The organism is Nonomuraea sp. KM90, assembly GCF_052246675.1.
In the GTDB taxonomy this organism is placed as follows: Bacteria; Actinomycetota; Actinomycetes; order Streptosporangiales; family Streptosporangiaceae; genus Nonomuraea.
In genome coordinates, this window is sequence record NZ_JBQQCB010000007.1 from 141,229 (window position 1) to 158,284 (window position 17,056).

At 71.6% G+C, this 17,056-nt stretch carries 14 protein-coding genes; 6 read left to right on the forward strand and 8 right to left on the reverse strand.

What is annotated here, in order from left to right; genetic code table 11:
• Positions 1-96: 96 nt before the first annotated feature.
• Together ACTWPW_RS11025 and ACTWPW_RS11030 are read right to left on the reverse strand one after the other, a co-directional pair.
• The gene (locus ACTWPW_RS11025) at positions 97-2,070 is read right to left on the reverse strand and encodes an AAA family ATPase (protein ID WP_443168613.1); all 1,974 of its coding nucleotides are present in this window, start codon (positions 2,068-2,070) and stop codon (positions 97-99) included.
• The gene (locus tag ACTWPW_RS11030) at positions 2,067-3,494 is read right to left on the reverse strand and encodes a serine hydrolase domain-containing protein (RefSeq protein ID WP_443168614.1); all 1,428 of its coding nucleotides are present in this window, start codon (positions 3,492-3,494) and stop codon (positions 2,067-2,069) included. Before ACTWPW_RS11030 ends, ACTWPW_RS11025 begins: the two co-directional genes overlap by 4 nt.
• A 65-nt stretch (positions 3,495-3,559) precedes the next feature.
• Between ACTWPW_RS11030 and ACTWPW_RS11035 the strand changes: the two genes are divergently transcribed.
• Positions 3,560-4,282 (forward strand): Clp protease N-terminal domain-containing protein, encoded by a 723-nt coding sequence (locus ACTWPW_RS11035; RefSeq protein ID WP_443168615.1) that lies wholly within the window; start codon positions 3,560-3,562, stop codon positions 4,280-4,282.
• A 24-nt stretch (positions 4,283-4,306) separates the two neighbouring features.
• On the opposite strand, the gene ACTWPW_RS11040 is transcribed toward ACTWPW_RS11035, so the two are convergent.
• Both ACTWPW_RS11040 and ACTWPW_RS11045 read right to left on the reverse strand, forming a co-directional pair.
• Positions 4,307-4,981, reverse strand: a complete 675-nt coding sequence (locus tag ACTWPW_RS11040) for an alpha/beta fold hydrolase (protein ID WP_375116818.1) — start codon at positions 4,979-4,981, stop codon at positions 4,307-4,309.
• Between the two features lie 85 nt (positions 4,982-5,066).
• Positions 5,067-5,618 carry an NADPH-dependent FMN reductase gene (locus ACTWPW_RS11045; RefSeq protein ID WP_443168616.1) on the reverse strand — a complete coding sequence of 184 codons (552 nt, stop codon included), beginning with the start codon at positions 5,616-5,618 and terminating at the stop codon, positions 5,067-5,069.
• 113 nt (positions 5,619-5,731) lie between these two features.
• On the opposite strand from ACTWPW_RS11045, the gene ACTWPW_RS11050 reads away from it, so the two are divergent.
• The gene (locus ACTWPW_RS11050) at positions 5,732-6,655 is read left to right on the forward strand and encodes an AraC family transcriptional regulator (protein WP_443168617.1); all 924 of its coding nucleotides are present in this window, start codon (positions 5,732-5,734) and stop codon (positions 6,653-6,655) included.
• 30 nt (positions 6,656-6,685) lie between these two features.
• Here the strand turns inward: ACTWPW_RS11050 and ACTWPW_RS11055 are convergent, their stop codons facing one another.
• Positions 6,686-8,284, reverse strand: coding sequence for an SLC13 family permease (locus ACTWPW_RS11055; RefSeq protein WP_443168618.1), 1,599 nt, complete (start codon positions 8,282-8,284; stop codon positions 6,686-6,688).
• Between the two features lie 104 nt (positions 8,285-8,388).
• Here ACTWPW_RS11055 and ACTWPW_RS11060 point away from each other — a divergent pair, with 104 nt between their 5' ends.
• The gene (locus ACTWPW_RS11060) at positions 8,389-9,276 is read left to right on the forward strand and encodes a LysR family transcriptional regulator (RefSeq protein ID WP_443168619.1); all 888 of its coding nucleotides are present in this window, start codon (positions 8,389-8,391) and stop codon (positions 9,274-9,276) included.
• A 56-nt stretch (positions 9,277-9,332) separates the two neighbouring features.
• Positions 9,333-10,385, forward strand: coding sequence for a tartrate dehydrogenase (locus ACTWPW_RS11065; protein ID WP_375116813.1), 1,053 nt, complete (start codon positions 9,333-9,335; stop codon positions 10,383-10,385).
• On the opposite strand, the gene ACTWPW_RS11070 is transcribed toward ACTWPW_RS11065, so the two are convergent.
• Positions 10,351-11,535, reverse strand: a complete 1,185-nt coding sequence (locus tag ACTWPW_RS11070) for an erythromycin esterase family protein (protein WP_443168620.1) — start codon at positions 11,533-11,535, stop codon at positions 10,351-10,353. The genes ACTWPW_RS11065 and ACTWPW_RS11070 overlap by 35 nt on opposite strands.
• A gap of 108 nt (positions 11,536-11,643) precedes the next feature.
• On the opposite strand from ACTWPW_RS11070, the gene ACTWPW_RS11075 reads away from it, so the two are divergent.
• Both ACTWPW_RS11075 and ACTWPW_RS11080 read left to right on the forward strand, forming a co-directional pair.
• Positions 11,644-12,246, forward strand: a complete 603-nt coding sequence (locus ACTWPW_RS11075; RefSeq protein WP_443168621.1) for a TetR/AcrR family transcriptional regulator — start codon at positions 11,644-11,646, stop codon at positions 12,244-12,246.
• Between the two features lie 55 nt (positions 12,247-12,301).
• Positions 12,302-13,417: a serine hydrolase domain-containing protein gene (locus ACTWPW_RS11080; protein WP_443168622.1), complete on the forward strand. Its 1,116-nt coding sequence runs from the start codon at positions 12,302-12,304 to the stop codon at positions 13,415-13,417.
• A gap of 324 nt (positions 13,418-13,741) precedes the next feature.
• Here the strand turns inward: ACTWPW_RS11080 and ACTWPW_RS11085 are convergent, their stop codons facing one another.
• Together ACTWPW_RS11085 and ACTWPW_RS11090 are read right to left on the reverse strand one after the other, a co-directional pair.
• Positions 13,742-15,955 (reverse strand): hypothetical protein, encoded by a 2,214-nt coding sequence (locus tag ACTWPW_RS11085; RefSeq protein WP_443168623.1) that lies wholly within the window; start codon positions 15,953-15,955, stop codon positions 13,742-13,744.
• A 342-nt stretch (positions 15,956-16,297) separates the two neighbouring features.
• A complete protein-coding gene (locus ACTWPW_RS11090) occupies positions 16,298-17,014 on the reverse strand; it encodes a restriction endonuclease (RefSeq protein ID WP_443168624.1) in 717 nt (238 codons plus the stop codon).
• Positions 17,015-17,056 lie beyond the last annotated feature (42 nt).

The window sequence follows — 17,056 nt, forward strand, 5'->3', positions numbered from 1 at the left end:
CGCGCTGTCTCGTCTCGCAACGGGTCTCCCCGCCACCGGCGAGCGAGTGACGTCCCACCGGGTCGCCGCCCTGCTCGGTGGGGGAGCCCTCGTTCGTCAGGTGTTGTCGCGCAAGGCGCGGAGGGTTTCGGCCTGTTCGGCGGTGACGCCTCGGGCGCGCTGCTCGACGGCCTCCTCCGGGGTGAGGCCCGCGCCGGCCCAGGAGGCGGTCTCCTCGAACGGGATGCCGGCCTGCCACCAGGCCCGCGCGACCGCCATCGGGTTGAGTCCGCGCTGGAGGTAGCGCTTCGCCTCGGCGGGTCTGAGCCCGAGGTCCTGCCACATGCGCGCGGTTGAGGCGTCGACGCCGTGCCGGGCCCATGCGATGGCCTCGTCGTCGAGCCAGTCGTCGTTGATGTAGCCGAACAGCAGGAAACCATCGGCGTTCCCGGCCCGTGCGACGAACCGCTGGGTACGGTCCTGCGGATCGCCGGTCCGGGCTCCAACTCCGGCTCCGGCCCCTCCTCCGGCGAGGGACATGAGGCTGCTGAACGCGTCGCCGGGTGCGGACGTGTCGTCGGCGGGACGTGGCCGGCGTCCGAGCCTGACGTCGAAGGCCTGGTCGGGGGTAAGGCCCCGGCGTTTGCAGCCGATGGCCTCGTCGGGGGCGAACTCGTACTCGTGCCAGAGGAGCGCCTCGGCGGCGGTGAGCCCCGCGGCACGGCAGACGGCGAGCGTTTCGGGGGTGACGCGGGCGGTGGCCCACTGCGTGGCCAGGGCCGGGTCGGCGATCCCGGCCCGCCGCCAGGCGGCAGCCTGTGCCGCGGTGAGCCGCCACCTCCACCAGAAATGTGCCTCGTCGGCCGCCATCCCGGCCGCGCGGTACGGGGCCGGGTCGAAATCGTCGCCCGGCGTGCTGAACGACATCGTCATGACGCTCCTGAATCGATGAGTACGGTCTCCGCCCACGAAGGCGCCTGCCCGGCCGCGTCGAGCAGGCCGACGATCACCCGGGTCCCGGCCGGCGGGCGGTCCGGCCAGGGGGTGCGGCCATCGGTGATCGCGATGATCACGTCCGGCGGCGGCCGCCGCGCCAGAGCCGCGACGAACCCGGCCCGCAGATCGGTGCCCCCACCCCCACTCAGCCGCAGACGAGGGGTGGTGCCGGAGTCTTCGGTTCTGCCTGGCGGCGGGCCGGAGGTGGGGTCGGGATGATCTCCAGTGCCGTCTGGTGGCGGTTCGGGGGTGGTGTCGAGGGCTCCGGTGCGCCGTAGGGCGAGGGTGCCGTCGGCTCCTTTGGCTCGGCTCGGGTACAGGTCGGAGACTCGGCTGAGGATCTGCGGTCGGTACCCCGGTCACGAGCGCCGCCAGCACGTCGGGCGAGGCCCGTACGGCATCGCAGGCGGCGATCAGCCGCGCCGCCGCCTCCCACGACCGCGGGCTGGGCCACCCCTGCCCGCCCGCGCCCTGAGCCGGCACTCGCACCGCCAGCGCGGGCCGTACCTCGAGGAAGGCCGCCACCGTCGCCCGGGCGCGCGCCATTTGCTCGTACGACGCGGGCCGCTCGAACCCCGTCAGCGGCGGAAGCGGGAACCCCACGGCCAGCCCGCGCGCGATCCGCCGGCCGTCGACCGGCCAGTCGAGGTGCACGAGCCGGTTGGCCAGCGGCGGCGCCAGGTCCCACCCGTCGGCCGCCTCTTCGGGCGGATTGGCGGCGGCCACGATCCGTACCTTGTCGGGCAGCCGCACGTCGCCGACCGCCCGCTCCAGCACCACGCGCAACATCGCCGCCTGCACCGCAGGTGGGGCGGTGGTCAGCTCGTCCAGGAAGAGCAGGCCGTGCCCGGCCGTGACCAGCCGTTGCGCCCATTCGGGCGGCGCCATGCGGACCGTGCCGTCGGAGATCAGGGGCAGGCCCGCGAAGTCGCTCGGCTCGCGGATGGAGCCGACGACGACCTCGACGGGCCAGTTCAGGGACTCGGCCAGCGCCAGCACGGCGGAGGTCTTGCCGGTGCCCGGGCTGCCCCACAACAACGTCGGTACGCCCGCCGACACCGCGATCGACAGCGCCTCCTGCGCGACGTCGCTCACCTGCTCGCCAGCCCGGGCAGGCCGAGCTGCCGCTTCAGCAGCTCCAGCTCGTGGGCGGGCACCTCGCGGCGCATGGTCTCGACGTTGTCCCGCAGCGGGTCGGCGGTCATGCGCACCTCGCCCACCCCCTGCCGGAACGCCTCCGCGTCCCACGGCAGCGCGACGACCGCGGACTCGGCGATCCGCGTGACCTCCTCTGGCGCCGGCGGGTCGGCGATGCCGAGCCGGGTGGTGAGCCGGTCGCCGATCAGCAGCCCGGCCAGGTAGCCGCGCGCCGCCGCGGGGTCGCGTCGCGGACGGGGGTCGGCGCCGTGCACCCAGGCGGTGACGACCTCGGCGACCAGCCGGGCGGCCGCGTGGCTGGGGCGGTCGGACAGGCCGAGGTCGCCGAGGTCGTACTGGTTCGCGGAGATCACCAGCGCCACCCGGTCCTCGGTCCAGCCACGGGTGAAGTGGCTCCAGCCCCAGAGGTACTCGCCGCCGTGGCCGATGTAGGGGTGCTCGCCGCCGAAGACGTTGAACACGAGCCCGACCGAGTGGTCCTGGGCCGGCCCGGCGAGGGTGCCACCGGACGCCTGCGCCGTGATCATCTGCTCGGCCGTCCCCGGTTCGAGGACGCCGCCTCCGCCGTTGAGCAGCGCGAGCACGAACCTGGCGTGGTCGGACGGCGTGCTGAGGGCGGAGCCGGCCGGATAGTCGCCGGGGTACAGCTCGGGGAGGGTGAAGGTGCAGCCGGGCAGGGTCGCGTACCCGGTGGAGCGGCGGGCGAGCAGCTCGGCCGGTACGAAGTCGGGGTGCTGCGCCCTCGGCAACACCGTCGACTCCATCCGCAGCGGCCGGAACACGTTCCGCCGCACCCCTTCGGAGAGCGTGGCCCCCTCGGGATCGAGCAGCTCGACGAGCCGGCCGACCACGGCGATCCCGACGTTGCTGTAGGTGTACCGGGCACCCACCGGCCCCACCCAGAACGGCGCCACCGTGCCCCCGTAGGCGTCGGACCTGCCGGCCTCGAAGACCCGCCGCAGGTGCTCCTCCAGCGGCGCGGGCGGCACCCGAGCCCAGTTCCCCAGGTTGACGCCCAGCCCGCTGCGGTGGGTGAGCAGGTCCCGCAGCGTGATCGGCCGTTCCCCGTACGGGTTGACGACGGGGAAGTGCTCCTCGACCGGGTCGTCCAGCCCGATGAGCCCGCGCTCCACGAGCTGCATGGCCGCCACCCCGGTGTACGCCTTGCAGTCCGACCCCGTCGGCCCCACCGTGTCCACCGTCATGGGCCGGCCGGTGGCCAGGTCCGCCAGCCCGTACGCCCTGGCCAGCGCCACTTCCGTGCCCACGCCCACCGCGACCGACAACCCCGGCGTCCCGTAGTGCCCCATGATCTCCGGCACGTACGCGTCGAGCGCCTCGGCCAGCAAGTCAATGTCCATGGCGTCAAGGCTGTCATTGACGCCATGGAATCGTCAAGGCGTACGTTGACAGTCATAATGGTCTGGTGCCAGAGCTACCCGATCTCTCCGCCCTGCTGTCGATCGTCGACGAGCGCAGCGCGGGTGCCGACGCCCTCACCCGACTCACCGTCGCCGAAGGCGTGCTGTCCGACCTGCAGGGCGTCGGTGACCGGCTGCTCGGTTACCTGGTCGAGCTGGCCAGGGCGGAGGGCTGCTCGTGGTCGGACATCGGCGACCACCTGGGCATCAGCCGCCAGGCGGCCCAGCAGCGCTACGGCCGCCGCTGGTCCAGCCTCACCGTCGCCGACCTCGCGCAGTCGGGGGCGTTCGAGCGCTACACGGGGCGGGCCAGGCAGACGGTGGAGCGGGCGGAGGCACACGCCCGCCGCCTGGGCCAGCTCGCCGTCGGCGCCGACCACCTCCTGCTCGGCATCCTCGACGACCCCGGCACCCTCGCCGTGCGAGCGATCGCCGCCCAGGGAGTGGACCCGGCCACGCTCAAGGCCGACCTCGAACAACGCCTGTCCACCGGCCCCGGGTCCCCGGCGGCCGTCCCGATCGGCGCCGAGACCCGGCGTGCCCTGCAGGCGGCGCTGGCGGAGAGTGCGGAGCTCAGGCACAACTACATCGGCACCGAGCACATGCTCCTCGGCCTCCTGCGCGACAAGTCCAGCCCGCTCCTGCGCGAGCGCGGCATCACCCTCGAACCGACCCGCGCCGCCGTCCGCGCGGCCCTCGAAGCGTTCCTGCGCTCGCGGGAGGGTTAGGACGTCCCCCGCGCCGCCGTGGGGTCACCGCCGAGCGGCTGCCTCCAGCAGGATCTCCACCAGCTCCCGCGGCGCGCCGCGCATGAGGTTGTGCCCGCTGTCCAGCGCGTACGTCGTCCACGCCGGGTCCTCGCGCAGCCGCTCGTAGACGGGTGTGAACGGGGACGGGGTCTCCCAGCCGGCGGCGTACACGTACGTCCTGCCGCGGACCTGGGCGAGCCCGCCGGTGAGCCGGAGCGGCTGCAGCAGCGAGGCGACCGGGTGCGGGGTGGCCCGAGGATCGAAGAACGGCAGCGGCCGCACCGCGTAACCGCTCTCCACGACGTCGGCGTACCAGCGCCGCTCCTGGTCGGAGACCACGTTCCAGCAGGAGTCGCCGTCCCCCGGCACCATGGCGTCCAGGTACACCAGCCCGCGCACCCGCCCCGGCACCCGGTCGGCCACCCCGGTGATCACCATGCCGCCGTAACTGTGCCCGGCCAGCACCGCGTCCTCGACGCCCTCGGCCTCCATGAGGCCGATCACGTCCTGGAGGTGCGTGTCGAGGTTCACCCCGCCGTGGAGCAGGTGGCGGCGCTCGCTGAGCCCGGTCAGCGTCACCGGGAGCACCTGATGCCCCCGGCTCCGCAACTCCTCGGCGAGCTCGGCGAAACACCAGCCGCCATGGCACATGCCAGGAACGAGGACGAACGTCGCCACGGAACACCCCTACATCGAACCGATCGGTACGATAAAGGATGCTAGCACCCCATCGAACCGATCGGTTCGATTCCCCGCCGCCCGCTCACCCCCTGAGCGGGCGCAGGGCGGAGCCCCAGGCGAGGACCTGGTCGAGGACGACGTTCAGCCGGTCCTCGTGGACGGCGGCGGGCTTGAAGCCGTCCGCGAAGTCGGTGTTGAGCGACAGCCCGACCTGGTTCGACACGGTGGCCACGCTGAGCAGCCCCAGGACGTGCCGCAGGTGCGAGATCGCCCGGGGCGCGCCGTCCACGCCGTAGCCGACGAACCCGGCCGCCTTGTTGGTCCATTCCGTGTACAGGAAGTCGAGGGCGTTCTTGAGCGCGCCGGGGTACGAGTTGTTGTACTCGGGCGTCACGATCAGGAACGCGTCCAGGGACGACACCTTGGCCGACCAGCGCCTGGTGTGCTCGTGCCGGTAGATGCCCGTGGCCGGGTGCTCGGGCTCGTCCAGGTTGCCCAGGTTGTAGTCCTTCAGATCGACGAGCTCGTACTCGGCGTCGCCTCGTTTGCCCGCCAGATCGCGGACCCAGTGCGCCACCGCCTCGCCGTTGCGGCCGGGACGGGTGCTGCCCAGGATGATGCCTACCTTCAGCATGTCAATGCTCCCTCAATCGGTTACTCGAACCACCGTAGGGAGACTTGCTGAGATACTGAATGCGCTGCTGTCCAAGGTTTATAAGCCATCGTCTCAGGAGCTAGACTTCGCGCATGGACATGCTGAGCGACGTGGTGGCCTTCATGCGGTGCGGGCGCCCCGCCTCCGCCCGCATCTCCTGGCGCGCGCCCTGGGGCGTGTCGTTCCACGCGGCGCGCGGGTCCGCCGGTTTCCAGGTGGTGCTGCGCGGGTCCTGCTGGCTCCTTCCCTCGGACGGCGAGCCCGTTCCGCTGAGCGTGGGCGACCTGGTGTTCCTGCCGCACGGCGACTCGTTCGGGCTGGCCGACGATCCCGCGCGACCGCTGGTCGAGGCGGACTGCGCCCCACATTCCGAGCTGTTCGCCTCGGCCGACTTCGGCGGCGCCGGGGCCGAGACGGTGATCCTTTCCTGCGGCTACCAGCTCGACCTCGACCGGACGCATCCGATCCTGGGCTCGCTGCCCGGCGTGATCCACCTGCCCTCGACGCTCGGCAGCCATCCGGAGCTGCGGGCCGCCGTCGAGCTGCTGGCCGCCGAGATCGAAACCCCGCGCCCGGGCACGGACACCGTCGTGTCGTCCCTGCTCGAGATGTTGCAGCTGTACGTCCTGCGGGCCTACTTCGAGACCCAGGACGAGCCCTGCACGCTGTCCGGCTGGGCCGCCGCGCTCGCCGACCCCGGTGTCGGCCGCGCGCTCGACGCCATCCACCGCGACCCGGCCCGCCGCTGGACGGTCGAGTCGCTCGGCGCCCACGCGGGCATGTCGCGCGCCGGCTTCGCCCGCCGCTTCACGGGGCTGGTCGGGCAGCCGCCGCTGGCGTACCTGACCTGGTGGCGGCTGGTGAGCGGGGCCCGCATGCTGCGGGAGTCCGACGCGTCGGTGGCGGAGGTGGCCGAGCGGGTGGGATACGGGTCGGAGTTCGCCTTCGGCAACGCGTTCAAGCGCGAGTTCGGCGTGGCGCCCGGCCGATACCGCCGCCAGGCCGTGGCGGCCTGATAGGCCAGGCACCGGTCCGGCCGGCAAGGGTCATCCCCCGATGCCGGTCACCCCGATGAGCAGGGGCAGGAGCACGATGATCAGCAGGGCCCCGAGGACGTCGAAGCTCACCCCGGAGCGGATCATCGTCGTGATCGGCACCACACCCGATCCGTACGCGATCGCGTTCTGCGGCGTCGACACCGGCAGCATGAACCCGAACGACGCCGCGAACGTCGCCGCCAGCGCCGGCACGAACGGGTTGATCCCCGCCGCCAACGCGACCGGGATGATGATCGGCACCACCACGGCGGCGGACGCCGTGTTGCTGGTGGTCTCCGACACCAGCACGGCCAGCACGACGGCGAAGGCGGTGATGGCGAACACGCTGCTCAGCCCGAGCGCCGAGGCGGCCGAGGAGCCGATGGTCCTGGCCAGCCCGGTGTCCTCCAGCAGGGAGCCGAAGATGATGCCGGTGCCGAACAGCACGATCGTGCCCCAGTCGATGCGGGCCGCGTCGCTCCAGTTCAGCGTGAACTCGCGCTTGCCCCAGTCGGTCGGCAGCACGAACAGCAGGGCCGCCCCGAGCACGGCCACGATGCCCTCGTTGAGCCGCCCGCTGACGGTGGTGTAGAGGGCGGACTCGGTGCCGGCGAACAACGCGACCAGACCGGGGAAGACCCACAGGAAGACGGTGACGCCGAAGGCCACGAGCGTGTTCTTCTCGGCGCGTGAGAGCTTGCCCAGGGAGGCGCGTTCGCGGCGCACGTACTCCTCGACGCCCTCGATCCTGCGGATCTCCGGCCGGTTGAGCAGGAGCAGCACGGCGGCGAGCGCGACGAACATGAGCAGGCAGACCGGCAGCGCGGTGATCATCCACTGCGCGAACGAGATTCGCCGGCCGGTGGCCTCCTCGATGAGGCCGCGGCCGATCAGGTTCGGCGGGCTGCCGACGGGCGTGAGCAGGCCGCCGACGCTGGCGCCGTACGCGAGCATCAGGACCAGCGCCGCCCCCACCCGCAGCCGCAGCGGGTTGAAGTCGGCCGCGACCAGCCCGCGATCCTGCAGGAGCTTGGCGATGACCGCCAGCATGCCCAGCGCCGTGGGCAGCAGCATGGCGACGGTGGCGGTGTTCGAGACGAACGCCGACAGCAGGCCCGTGATCGCCCCGAACGCCACGATCAGCCGGAACGTCGAGCGTCCCACGCCCGGCAGCGACAGGATGCGGAAGGCGAAGCGGCGCGCCAGGCCCTGTTTGAGCATGGCCTGCGCCAGGATGAACGCCCCGATGAAGGTGAAGATCGTGGGGGAGCCGAACGGGGAGAGCGCGTCCGCCGCGGAGACCACCCCGAGCAGCACGATCGCGCCGACGCCGATGAGGCCCCCGACCGGGATGGGCACCGGCTCGGTCACCCACAACACGATCACGCCGAGCAGGACCGCCGCCAGCGTCTGCTGCTTGGCGTCCATGCCGAGAGGCAACAGCAGGAAGACCACCGTGATGAGCGGCGCGAGCCACATCCCGGTGGTGCGCCGGCCCTTCTCGAACCTCTCCTCGGCCGGCGTCAGCTTCTGCTCGCCGAGGCCGCGGTAGGTGGCGTGGCCCAGGAGGGCCTGGTCGACGTCGGTTTTCGGTGGACCAGGGGTCATCGCCAGCTCCTAACGTTTCCGCCCGTCATTCAAGGTCCGGGTGGCGGCCAGGTCCAAGACGCGTTAGCTACTTGGGTTATAGGTCCCCCCTATAGGAGCGTTCAGTGGACGTCCGGCAACTCGAGTATTTCCTCGCCGTCGTCGATCACGGTGGGTTCAACAAGGGTGCCAAGGCGCTGTTCATGGCGCAGCCCTCCCTGTCGCAGGCGATCAGGATCCTGGAGAAGGACCTGGGCAGCCAGCTTTTCCACCGTATCGGCCGCCGCGTGGTGCTCACCGATGCCGGGCGGGCGCTGATCGAGCCGGCCCGGCAGGTGGTGCGCAGCCTGGCGGCGGCCCGCGCGAGCGTGGCCGCCGTGCAGGGGATGGTGTGCGGCAGCGTGGCCATCGCCTCGATGCCGTCCCCGGCGGTGGAGCCGCTGAGCAGCATGATCGACCACTTCCGCGACCGGCATCCGGGCGTGGAGGTGGCGATCAGGAACGCGCCGGTGCCGCAGGCGGTGATCGAGCTGGTACGTACGGGGGTCACGGAGCTGGGCCTGCTGTCGGCCTGGGAGCCGCCGGTGGCCGTGGACGTGGAGCTGTACCCCGTGGAGGAGCAGCGGTTCGTGCTCGTGGCCCCGCCGGACGGCCCGTTCGAACCGGCGCGGTCGCTGCCCCGCGAACGCCTGGCCGGGCAGCGGCTGATCGTCGGCGAGCACGGCACGGGGCTGCGCCGGCTCGTGGAGGAGATCCGGGCCTCGGGGGTGGAGCTGTCGATCGCGGTGGAGTCGGAGCACCGGGAGGCGTTCCTGCCACTGGTGCTGAAGGGCGTGGGGATCGGCGTGCTGGCCGAGGCGTGGCGGACGCTGGCCGAGCGGGCGGGCGCGCTGGTGTTCGACCTGGACCCGCCGGCGTCGCTGCACCTGGCCCTGGTCAGCAGGAAGGGCTGGCTCACCCCGGCGGCCGCGGAGTTCCTGGAGATCGCCACCTCTTATAGGCACGGCCTATAGGTCGTATCGTCCGCCGGTCTTGGACGTTCGCGCGGGCCGCCGCTTGAATCGGGACCATGACGACGCATGACATCGCCGTGATCCCCGGAGACGGCATCGGGCTCGAAGTCACCCCGGCGGCCCTGGAGGTGGCGCAGGCCGCGGGCCGGCGGCACGGCTTCGGATTCCGGCTCACCGAGTACGACTGGTCGTGCGAGCGGTACCGCCGCGAGGGCGCCATGATGCCGGCCGACGGCCTGGACCGGCTGCGCGGCCACGACGCGATCTTCCTCGGCGCGGTCGGGGCGCCCGGCGTGCCCGACCACGTGTCCCTCTGGGGCCTGCTCATCCCGATCCGCCGGGCCTTCCGCCAGTACGTGAACCTCCGCCCGGTCCGCCTCTTCGAGGGCATCGAGAGCCCCGTACGCGCCTCCGACCTCGATCTCGTCGTGGTCAGGGAGAACACCGAGGGCGAATACAGCGAGATCGGCGGCCGGATGAACCGCGGCTTCCCGGAGGAGATGGCCGTCCAGGAGGCGGTCTTCACCCGGGCGGGCGTGACGCGCGTGCTCGACTACGCCTTCGACCTGGCCGCCCGCCGCCGGAGCTACGTGACCTCCGCCACCAAGTCCAACGGGATCGTGCACACCATGCCGTTCTGGGACGAGCTGGTCAGGGAGCGTGCGGCCGGGCATCCGGGCGTGCGCTGGGACCAGGAGCACATCGACGCGCTGTGCGCGAAGCTGGTCCTGCAGCCGTCCCGGTTCGACGTGATCGTGGGCTCGAACCTGTTCGGCGACATCCTCAGCGACCTGGCCGCCGCCGTGGCGGGCAGCATCGGGATCGCCCCGTCGGCCAACCTCAACCCGGAGCGCGAGTTCCCGTCGATGTTCGAGCCCGTGCACGGCTCCGCGCCCGACATCGCCGGGAAGGGCGTGGCCAACCCGATCGGCGCCATCTGGTCGGCGGCCATGATGCTGGAGCACCTGGGGCATCGGGCGGCGGGCGACGAGATCGTGGCGGCCGTGGCTGCCGTCCTGGCCAAGGGGGACGTACGCACGCGGGACCTGGGCGGCACGGCCGGCACCGGGGAGTTCACCCGCGCGGTGCTCGACCGCCTGCCGGGGTGAGCAGGTGGCCGGCCTCGACCTGGTGCAGGTGGACGAGCAGGTCGTAGGAGCCGGCCAGGGCGGTCTTCGGGTCGTCGGCCGACCAGTACAGGCCGTACGAGCGCGTGGGGCGGGCGGTCTCGAACCAGTCGCGGTCCGGGACGGTCCGCAGATCGAGGGCGAAGTCCCGGAACGGCACCTGGTCCAGGACGTGCTCGTTGTGGCCCGGCGGGGCGGGCGGGACGGTGTAGACCCGGGGCTCCTGGGCGGTGAAGTCGGGCAGCGCGTTGACGGTGCCCTGGTTGAAGGTCAGGCCGATGCTCACGTAGTCCGCGCCGAGGCGCTCGCGCAGGAACGCCCCGGCCGGCTCGGGGAACTCGTCGGGGTGGTCGCTGGTGTAGGCGACGTGGCCGTTGCCGGCGCCCAGCAGGATCTTGCCGCCGGTGTGGTCGAGCAGCCAGGCGGTGTTGTCCGCCATGATCCGGTCGCGGTAGCGCATCCGCTCGGGGAACTGCTCGTCCGGGTAGGCGTACGCGGTGAAGCTCTGCGCGATCGCGGTGGCGTTCTGCCGGGCCCACGCGCTTCCTCCGTGCTCGCGCACCAGGTCGAGGGCGGCCCGCGCCCGGTCCGCGTCGGCCTGGCGTAGCGGCTGCTCCTTGGTGAGCTGCCCGAACATCCACCGGCCCGTCTCCTCGGTCGTGCCGGGCCTGAGCGGCGCGTACAGCTCGGTCAGGCGCTCGGCGAGCTCGGGGCAGCCCGCGACGACCTGGTCGAACGCCTCCCGGCCCGGGTAGCCGAGGTCGTTGCCGGCGAACCTGAGCCGGGGGCGGCCGGCGGCGTTGTGCTCGCGCATCCAGTGGAGGAGGTCCAGGTACTCCTGGGTGTTCCAGAAGACGTACTGGCCCTGGAACTCCTCGCGCATGATCTGCTCGGGGTCGCCGACGCCGTTCGTCACGTAGTCGTTCAGGCGCAGGCCGGTGCTCCAGCTCGCCTCCAGCACGAACGTGGTGAAGCCCTTGGTCTCGGCGAGGTGCCGGAAGAGGCGGTGCTTGAGGGTGAAGAACTCGTGGGCGCTGTGGCCGGCCTCACCGAGCCCGACGATCCGGGCGCTTCCGATCATCTCCTCCAGAGCGGTCATGTCGTTCAGGGGGCGGGCGTGGCTGCTCAGCATGTCGTCTCCTCGACTCGGCGTACGGGAGAAACGTAGCCGTTGTTTGCGCATTTGCGCAAGACGATTGTCTAAGGCGCTCGTGCCAACCATCGAGTACGCTGCTCCAGCATGGGAAACCGGGAAGACCTCCTCGCCGGAGCCAGGCGTTGCCTGGAGGAGAAGGGCTGGGGGCGCACCACCGTGCGCGACATCTCGGCCGCCTCCGGCGTCAGCATGGCCGCCATCGGCTACCACTTCGGCTCGCGCGAGGCGTTGCTGAACGCGGCGCTCATCGAGGCCGTCGACGAGTGGGGCACGCAGGTCGGCCGCACCCTGGCCGCGTTCGGGGCGGACGGCAGCGGCCCCGCCGAACGCTACGAGGCGATGTGGGCCGCGATCACGGCGTCCTTCACCACACACCGGACGTTGTGGCTGGCCACGATCGAGGCACTGGTCCAGGCCGAGCACTCCGACGACCTGCGCCGCTACCTCGCGGGCGGGCAGGCCCTGGGACGCCGGGGGCTGGCGGCCACCCTCCTGGGCACGCCCGAGGACGACGTCGACGACCGGAGCGTGCACACGCTGGGGGCGGTGCAGATGGCGCTGCTCACCGGGGTGGTGACGCAGTGGCTCACCGACCCCGGCCAGGCCCCCGACGCCGCGGAGATCGTCGCGGGCCTGCGCGCGCTCACGGACGTCATCGACGACGGAGGTAGGGCAGGCACTACCTGAGCCTTCCCGCCAGCGGGATCGAACCGGACCGTTGATCGTCCGTAGGTTCTAGGGCATGACCACGCCATGTCTTCGCCGGTGGACCGGCGCCTCCGCCCTCGCCCTCGCCGTCCTGTGCGGCCCCGTCGCCACCGCCGCGCAGGCGGACTCGTTCCCCGTCCAGGACACGCTGGACGACCTCGTCAGCGAGGACGGGTTCCCCGCCGCGCTGGCCTCCGTACAGGACCGCGACGGGACCATGCGCGACTACACCGCCGGCCAGGACGACCCGCCGGCCGACGGCTACGTGCGCATCGGCAGCAACACCAAGACCTTCACCGCCGTGACCGTCCTGCAGCTGGTCGGGGAGGGCAAGGTCGAGCTGGACGGGCCGGTCGAGAAGTATCTGCCGGGCCTGCTGCGCGGCAAGGGCATCGACAGCCGCCGCATCACCGTACGCCGGCTCCTGCAGCACACCAGCGGCCTGCCCGAGTACACCGACTTCCTGGCCAAGGGTGCCCTGCCCTACCAGCACACCTACTTCCAGCCCCGCGAACTCCTGGACATGGCGCTGCGCAAGCCGGCCCAGTTCGCGCCGGGCGCCAAATGGGCCTACACCAACACCAACTACATCGTCGCCGGCCTGCTCATCGAGAAGGTCACCGGCCGCCCCGCGATCGAGGAGATCACCAACCGCACGGTCAAGAAGCTCGGCCTGACCCGCACCTACTTCCCGAACGTCGGCGACCAGGCCCTCCGCACCCCGCACGCCAAGGGCTACCACCGGGACGACCCGAGCAAGCCGATGACCGACGTCACCACATTCGACCCGTCCCAGGCGTGGACCGCCGGACAGATGATCTCCACCCCCAGCGACCTCAACCGCTTCTTCACCGCCCTCCTCGACGGCAAGCTCCTCAAGCCCGCGCAGCTGAGGGAGATGCGCACCACCGTCAAGGTCCCGGAGCTCGGCCCCGGCGGCGCGTACGGGCTGGGCCTCAGCAGCGTCAAGCTGTCATGCGGCGGCCGGGCGTGGGGCCACGGCGGGGCGATCCCCGGCTACTACACCACCAACGCCGCCACCGACGACGGCCGCGCCGCCGCCATCGCCGTCACCCACCTGCCCACCACACCGGCCGCCCAGAAGCACGTCGAGCAGGCCCTCGACACCACCTTGTGCACACAGCCCTGAGCCACTTACCGACCTTCATCCACACCAGGCCCTCCACCTCAGCTCGGCACGCCCCCCTCCACCTCAGCCCCGCACGCCCGTCCACCTCAGCTCGGCACGCCCTCCACCGTCAGCCGCGCGCGGGTGCGCCGCCCTCAGCCGTGTGCGGCCTCTCGCTCCCAGCGGTGCGTCGCCCTCCGCCTCAGCGGTGCGGGGCGCTTCGCCCTCAGCCGTGCACGCCTATCGCCCCCCCCGCGGTGCGTCACCCTCCGCCTCAGCGGTTCGGGCGCTTCGCCCTCGGCCGCGTGCGGCCTCTCGTTCTCAGCCGTGGGCGGGGCTTTGTCCTCATTCCTGAGTGTGGGCGGGGTGATGAGCCACCACGTCGTCACCGCGCCCGGGCCAAGCCATGACCAGCAGCCGCTGCCCCACGTTCTCATGACCCTTCCAGTCCAACCAGGCGTAGTGGACGCGGATGCGGTAATGCCCCGCGCCGCGGACGGCCAGGTCAGGCAGCTCGACGCCGACCAGACTGTCGGAGAGCACGATGCGGCCCGTCGGGCTCTCGTATCCGACCTCGACAACGCGATCCCAGCCCTTGACCTCCACCGGCGGCCGGCGGGTGTACGTCTCGGTGGTGACGCAGACGCGGTATGTGGTGTCGACCTCGATGCGAAGGTGGCCGGGCGCGGCGGTCACCAGCTCGGAGCCCGGCCCCACCAGCCCGTAGTCCGGCATGCCCTCCCCTTCGTACGCCTCCAGCACGGTCTCGGGCCAGACCGGCCGCTTCTGCCTGATGGCCCGCACGGGTTTGATCAGCGGCCGATGTCGCGGGGCATGATCGCACTTGGCCTGCTCCTCGGCCTCCCACGCCAGCATCTCGGCCTCCTCCTCGGCGGCCGCCTTGTCGGTGTCCGCATCGGCCTTCGGGCAGACGCCATAGAGGAGGCCGGCCTCTTGGAGCGGGTCGATGCCGTGCGCCTCGCGGAACGCGGCTGCCTCCCGGGCATCGCCGCGGGTGTAGATGCCGCACATGCGCCGCCCGTACGCGATCAGTTGAGGATCGGGCAGGGCCTTGCCGAACGGCAGGCTGCTTCTCCGGACCATGCAGACGAACTCCTGCTCGCCGGTTTTAGGGCTTTTGCGGCCGTCCATGGCCTCGCAGTCGCTCGCCGTGGTGATCGGGCCGGGCGCATGGTCCGACACCGGCACCAGAACGAGCACCAAGGCCGTACTCACACTTGCCGCGACCACCTGATACGGCCTGCGCCCGCCGCCGTACCCGAGGCGGTTGCCGTACGCGAGGCGGCCGTTGCCCACGAGGAGGAGAAGCAGGGCCGAGCCGGTGAGGGCGGCGCTGTACCAGAGCGGTGAGATGCCGACCTCGGACCCCAGCAGCTGATCCGGCGACATCCGGACACTGTCGTAGCCCTCCACGAGCTCGTAGCCCGCGGGGGCCGCCGTCATGCCCTCGCCCTCGGCTGTCGCCACGCTCACCACTCCGGCCACCGCCGCGACCAGTAGAGCCCAGATCGTCCCGAGCACGAGCCGCATTGTCCGCACCAGTACGGCCGCCAGCACCAGCCCCGAGGCCCCGCCGATCCCGACGAGGAGGTCGAACGAGAACCAGAGCTGCCACAGGAACCAACCGCTCCCGGTGAACCAGGACGCGATCGCCCCGCGCGACCCGATCCAGGTGAACATCCCGTTCGCGCTGTTGACCACGGCGGGCAGAAGCGGCAGCACGACCGCGACCACCTGCACCGGCCACCATCGCAACGGGCTTCCGGCCGTGGTGGGTCGCGGACTTCTGGGCCGGTTACCGACCTCCCGCGCGGTCCGCGCGAGCCATACCGACGTAACGACACCGATTGCCAGCCCGAGACCCTCGTGCCACACAAATGTCGAGTAGAACGGGCCCGCGAGCTGTGACACGAGGCCCGGCCCGACGGCGGCCGCCACTCCTGCCCACAGCGTGCCCCGCCGCCATCTGCCGTCCTTCGCCTGCGCAACCAGGGTCAGCACGATCCACACCAGCCACGGCATGGTGCCCAACGGCAGAGCGTCCTGGAGGAACCCGCCGTTGATCCCGATCGAGTCCAGCACTGTGTACGCGACCGCCAACCCCGGTTGGTGCAATCCGGCCACGAGCGCGAACAGCCGGAGTGTCCGGGAGACCCCGCGCATCGCCCGGTACAGCAGCACGACGACGGCGACCTGCACGATCTCCTCGGGCACATCTGTCCAGGGCATCCGGTCGGCGAGCTCGATCACCGCCCACGCGTACAGCGCGATCCGCAGCAGCCACGCCTCCCGGTCCGGCTTCCCGCCGTCCTGCCACTTCGGCAGGAACTGCCAGAGCGCCCAGGCGTGCAGCATCCCCACCAGGATCAGCATCACGATGACGTCCATGCGGGGCTCCTGGCGCCACACGGTGGAGCCCCAGTAGACGAGCAGTTGGGAGAGCCGGATGTCGCCGGTCACGAGGGCGACGACCCCCGACGCGCCGACCAGGACCGCGAAGACGGCGACGACGATCAGGCCAAGGCGATAGCGGAGCACGAGCGATTCCTGGCAGGGAAGAGGGGCGGAGTAACGGGGACAAGGTGGATGGGGGACGGGCGGACGGGTGAAGGCGGAACGCGGCGATGCGGGGCACGAAGGCCGGGGCAGGAGGGCCGGGAGGGCGGCAGGACGCGGGGACGTGGGGGTAGGAGGACGAGGGGAAGGGGACGTGGGTACGGGACCGCGAGGACCGGGGGACGGGCAGGGCAGGAGGACGGGGGACGCGAGAACCGGGGGACGGGAGGAGCGAAACGCCCAACCTAGCGGTGCCGCCGTCCCGAAGTCGATCAACTCACCCACCACGAACCACCACGCTGGCGCCGCACCGACGGCTCAGGGTCAGCCGGCCAACTCCTCACCCCCTACGGCAAGGGGCGGCACGCGTTGGGGCAGCAGGGCGCTCCTGCCGATCAGCCAGTCGGCCAGGCGGTCCCGCTCGACGAGTAACAGGGGCTGGCGTGCGTTGAGTGCCTCCTCCCGCGCTTGGCGGGTGAGGCGGCCCGAGGTGATGAGCACTCCGGTGTGCCCGGCGAAGGCATTGGCCAGCGCTCCGAGAAAGTTGCGGACCTCGGGTGCGCCGACGGTCCGGCTGTAGCGCTTGCACTGGACGGCGTACGGAGTCCCGCCCGGCGCCACGGCGGTGATGTCCACGCCGCCGTCACCGCTGCGCCCCCGCTCGCGAACGCGCCGGAATCCTTCGGCGATCATGCGCTCGGCGATGAGGTGCTCGAATTGTGGGCCGGTCATGAGATCGACCTTCGCCAATTCCGCATTGGCGGCGAGGAATTGTCGCCGACGGGCTTGGATGACCCGATATCGCAGGAAAAGGGCGCCAGCGAAGGCGGCAATCAGCAGCGCGGTGATGCCCATTGCGGCACCGGGATATTCGGCGGCGAATTCGGCCACGAGGACAGCCGCGATGACGACGCCCACGAGGCCGGTCAGCAACAACTGCTCCTTGCCGCCCGGCTTGGACCGCTTCCTGCGACGACCGGATCGCCTCGCCATCATGTCCTCCCGAGGATCGGTGCTGATGGCGAGTATGAACGGTGGCACCGACAGAATCGGGCCCCGAGCTTTGCGCAGAAATGGCGGCTT